Source organism: Burkholderia sp. APQ4-4ca (genome assembly GCF_057837105.1).
This window is the reverse complement of sequence record NZ_JBYQCG010000012.1, coordinates 1-3,608: the sequence shown is the minus strand read 5'-3', so window position 1 is coordinate 3,608 and position 3,608 is coordinate 1. Positions and strand designations below refer to the sequence as shown.

General features: G+C 61.4%; 5 protein-coding genes. 1 reads left to right on the top strand and 4 read right to left on the bottom strand.

Annotated elements, in window-relative coordinates:
* Positions 1 to 629 (top strand): solute carrier family 23 protein (locus AC3IFE_RS01400; protein ID WP_489189375.1); only part of this gene is annotated, 629 nt, incomplete at its 5' end.
* A 115-nt stretch (positions 630 to 744) separates the two neighbouring features.
* On the opposite strand, the gene AC3IFE_RS01395 is transcribed toward AC3IFE_RS01400, so the two are convergent.
* The 4 genes from AC3IFE_RS01395 to AC3IFE_RS01380 all read right to left on the bottom strand — a co-directional run.
* On the bottom strand, positions 745 to 1,164 hold the full coding sequence (locus tag AC3IFE_RS01395) for a hypothetical protein (RefSeq protein ID WP_489189374.1): 420 nt from the start codon (positions 1,162 to 1,164) through the stop codon (positions 745 to 747).
* A 57-nt stretch (positions 1,165 to 1,221) separates the two neighbouring features.
* On the bottom strand, positions 1,222 to 1,713 hold the full coding sequence (locus AC3IFE_RS01390; RefSeq protein ID WP_489189373.1) for a M35 family metalloendopeptidase: 492 nt from the start codon (positions 1,711 to 1,713) through the stop codon (positions 1,222 to 1,224).
* Positions 1,628 to 2,065 carry a PAAR domain-containing protein gene (locus tag AC3IFE_RS01385; RefSeq protein WP_489189372.1) on the bottom strand — a complete coding sequence of 146 codons (438 nt, stop codon included), beginning with the start codon at positions 2,063 to 2,065 and terminating at the stop codon, positions 1,628 to 1,630. Before AC3IFE_RS01385 ends, AC3IFE_RS01390 begins: the two co-directional genes overlap by 86 nt.
* 465 nt (positions 2,066 to 2,530) lie before the next feature.
* Positions 2,531 to 3,608: efflux transporter outer membrane subunit (locus tag AC3IFE_RS01380; protein WP_489189371.1), on the bottom strand; the 1,078-nt coding region annotated here is incomplete at its 5' end.

Sequence of the window (3,608 nt, the reverse complement as noted above, 5' to 3'; positions counted from 1 at the left end):
CGGTGATGTTCGTCACGTTCATCGAATCGACCGGCATGTTCCTCGCGGTCGGCGACATGGTCGATCGCCCGGTCAACCAGGAGCGCCTCGTGCGCGGCCTGCGCGTCGACGGCCTCGGCACGCTGATCGGCGGCATCTTCAACTCGTTCCCGCATACGTCGTTCTCGCAGAACGTCGGCCTGATCGGCGTGACGGGCGTGAAGAGCCGCTTCGTGTGCGCGACGGGCGGCGTGATCCTCGTGCTGCTCGGGCTGTTCCCGAAGATGGCGCAAGTCGTCGCGTCGGTGCCGCCGTTCGTGCTCGGCGGCGCAGGCATCGTGATGTTCGGGATGGTTGCCGCGAACGGCATCAAGGTGCTGTCGAAGGTCGACTTCGTGAACAATTCGCACAACCTGTTCATCGTCGCCGTGAGCGTCGGCATGGGCCTCGTGCCGGTCGTGTCGCCGCACTTCTTCTCGAAGCTGCCGCCCGCGCTCGCGCCGATCCTGCACAGCGGCATCCTGCTCGCATCGGCGTCCGCCGTGATCCTGAACATCGTGTTCAACGGCGTGAAAGGCGAAAAGGATGCGCGCTGCGAGATTCGGCGCGCGGGGCACGATTTCGACGGGCGGGCCGCCGATTCGCACTGACGGACACCAGGCATGCGTCGGCTCGTGACGGGCCGGCGCTTGCTGCATGGTGCGTAAAAGGCCGCTTCACACCATCGAAATGTGCAGCACTGCGCGGCAGATCGCAGCCAGGACCTCATTTCCCTTGGCAGGGGCATTCATGCGCGCAACCGGGAAGGAAGTCGATTTCTACTCGTTGGCCATTATCCGGCACACCGTTCAGATGATGCGACTTATAAAGCCTGGCATCGACGTCGATAGGGGCTCGACCAAGCCCCAATGTGACTAGCAGCCCCTTGACACTTTCCGCGCGTTGCTGCGCCAGCACGCTCGGCTGTCTTTCGTCAGCTTCGGCAAGGCCACCGACAGACGTACGATCAAGATTGGGATATTTGAGTTGAAGGTCTATCGCCCAATTGGCCAGCTTGATGAGCTCATCGCCGCGCACTTTGGCAGAATCTCTTTCAAACGAAACATCAAGTGTATGAACCGGGGAGCAGGCGAATGTCCCGGTCGAGAAAAACGCCAGCGCAATACAGGCCAGTCCTTTTACCATATCGATTTTCCGTTGGACCCGATCAGATTCAACAAGGAACACACCGCCACGTCGCCTCTAATTCTCATAGACAATATACCCGGCAATGCTATCCGCATTATTGATTGCGAGGTCGGGGCGCACCCGAGCCAATACCAAGCACTCGCGCATGAAATATTGATGATCCTGAGCGCCAAAAGTGTCGGCAAAATGAGTGCACTCATGAATCAGTGTCGATAACATCGAGTCCTTCGCGCTGGATATGGGACGCATCCCGCAAAAATTCTCATGGATAAAAATAGTATGTGTAGCAGTGTCGGGGCCGCAAACATGAGCGACGGCACCATCAGGGTCCTTGTTATTCGGCGTACAACCAAGATATCGATCAAGCTCCTCTGATTGACGAACAAAGTTTCCAGGCTTGAGATCGCGCATCACCCGACTTACTCGTGCGAGGCCGACTGTCAGACGTTGCCGAATCGTTTCATCGCTTGAGCCAAACCACGTTGCGACGCGTTGACGTTCGACCGTCCCCCACTTGCGCAAATCTACGAGCCGCACGTCGATCATTTGTACGGCTCTGTCGCGTAACGTTAGAACCATACGGCAATCCCTCGGCCGTTTCGCCGGCTTGTATGTGAATTCCCCACAACCGCTGAAGCGTTTCGACGATACGATCACCGTTGCTCAACCGGCTACCCACCAGCGCAAACGGCTTGTCGCTGCAAATCGCATATTCGCCTGCGCCATCCATAATGACGGCCTCGCTGCCATCCTCGTAAGTGACGACATCGCCAACACGGGCAACGACAAGCCCGGCGACTGTCAGGCCGCTGGTAGCATTGGTTACCCGCCCACCGCGCTCAGTGAGCGCCCCGATGGTGGCAAAAAGATGGGTCGGTGCAGTCTGCTCGCTCTTCATCCGGATTTCCTTTCTCGACAATGGGTGAGGAATGCTCCATGCGAAATTTGCGCGGACGAGAAAGAAGAATCAATCAGACAAATTCGAATTTTGTACAGCTAATTGTTATAAGCACCGTTCAACAGCAAATGGGCCTACAGCCGCTCGCTTCCATCGAGCCGTGATCCTGAACATCGTGTTCAACGGCGTGAAAGGCGAAAAGGATGCGCGCTGCGAGATTCGGCGCGCGGGACACGATTTCGACGGGCGGGCCGCCGACGTGCACCACTGATCGCCCCGCGCCGGACGACGGCGCGAAGCGGTAACGACGAACGCCACGGCATGCCGTGGCGTTTTGCTTGATTCCCCGCGCGATTCGACAGCGCAAATGAAAACGCCACGAACTTTCGTCCGTGGCGTTTTCGTTTCCGCGTACAGCCGGTTCGAAGCGCAAGCGCGATAAGCCGCGCCTGCCCTTCGCCGTGCCTACCCGTTCGTCGCCGTTGCCGACGCAGGCGCCGGAGCCGCCGCCTTGTCGTAATCGACCGGCGCATCCGGCGCGCGCGGCGCTTCGCCTGCATGCTGGATCCACCCGCCGCCCAGTGCACGGTAAAGGTCGACCAGATTCGTCCAGCGCGCCAGGCGCGCGCTGATCAGCGACTGCTGCGCCGAGTACAGATCCGTCTGCGCGGTCAGCACCGACAGATAGCTGTCCACACCGTTCTTGTAACGCAGGTCCGACAGGTCGAAGCGACGCTGCTGCGCGTGCTCGTTGCGCTCCAATGCCGCGATCTGCTGATCGTACGTGCCGCGTGCGGCGAGCCCGTCCGACACTTCGCGGAATGCCGACTGGATCGCCTTCTCGTAGTTCGCGATCTCGATGCGCTTCTGCACGTGCGCGAGATCGAGGTTCGCGATGTTCTGCCCGCCCTCGAAGATCGGCAGCGCGATGTTCGGCGCGAACGACCACGCCGCCGTGCCGGCCTTGAACAGGCCGCCCAGCGTCGGGCTCGCGGTGCCGAACGCGGCCGTCAGCGAGATCTTCGGGAAGAATGCCGCACGCGCCGCGCCGATGTTCGCGTTCGCGGCCAGCAGCGTCTGCTCGGCCTGCATCACGTCCGGACGACGCGTCAGCAGATCCGACGGCAGGCCGGCCGGCACGTCCGTCAGCAGGTTCTGCGCGTCGAGCGGCATGCCCGCCGGCAGGTCGTCCGGCAGCGGCTCGCCGATCAGCAGCACCAGCGCGTTCAGCGCCTGCGCGCGCGCACGTGCCTGCGCCTGCTGGTTCGCGAGCGCCGTCTCGACCACCGTCTGCGCCTGACGCAGCTCGAGCTCGGAGCCCGTGCCGTTGTCGAACTGCAGCTTGGTCAGGTCGTACGACGCCTGCGCGGTCTTCAGCGTGTCCTCGGTGACCTTCAGCAGATCATCGGTCGACAGCAGCGTCAGGTATTGATCCGCCACCTGCGACACCAGCGAGATCTCCGACGCCTGCCGCGCATACGCGGTCGACAGGTACTGCGCGAGCGCCTGGTCCTTCAGGCTTTGCACGCGGCCGAACAGGTCG

What these genes read in the sequence shown, in the direction of transcription:
- AC3IFE_RS01395 (WP_489189374.1), bottom strand. Translation starts at nt 1,164, where the DNA reads ATGGTAAAAGGACTGGCCTGTATTGCGCTGGCGTTTTTCTCGACCGGG.
- AC3IFE_RS01390 (WP_489189373.1), bottom strand. Translation starts at nt 1,713, where the DNA reads ATGATCGACGTGCGGCTCGTAGATTTGCGCAAGTGGGGGACGGTCGAA.
- AC3IFE_RS01385 (WP_489189372.1), bottom strand. Translation starts at nt 2,065, where the DNA reads ATGAAGAGCGAGCAGACTGCACCGACCCATCTTTTTGCCACCATCGGG.